The sequence below is a fragment of the Dietzia sp. 111N12-1 genome (assembly GCF_001658045.1).
GTDB lineage: Bacteria > Actinomycetota > Actinomycetes > Mycobacteriales > Mycobacteriaceae > Dietzia > Dietzia kunjamensis.
On sequence record NZ_LSSV01000014.1, the window covers coordinates 1 to 342 of the forward strand.

The window sequence follows — 342 nt, forward strand, 5'->3', positions numbered from 1 at the left end:
CCGCGCCTACCCGGAGGTTGACCTGCACTTGGTGATGGACAACTACGCGACCCACAAGACCCCGGCGGTGAAGGTGTGGCTGGCACAGCATCCGCGGTTCCACGTGCACTTCACCCCGACGTCCGGATCCTGGCTCAACCTCGTGGAAGTCTGGTTCGGGATCATCGACCGGCAGGCCATCCGCCGTGGTGTCTTTACATCTGTCAAGGACCTCAATGCCAAGATTCGCCAGTTCATCACGGGCTGGAACGACCGCAAACACCCGTTCGTCTGGACTAAAACTCCCGAACAGATCCTCGCGAAAGCGAACCCTAAACCAACTTCAGAAACGCGACACTAGCG

At 59.1% G+C, this 342-nt stretch carries 1 protein-coding gene; it reads left to right on the forward strand.

Annotated features, from left to right (window positions below; genetic code table 11):
* On the forward strand, positions 1 to 340 hold a 340-nt coding region (locus AYO52_RS02495; RefSeq protein WP_172812098.1), incomplete at its 5' end, for a transposase.
* Positions 341 to 342: the final 2 nt, after the last annotated feature.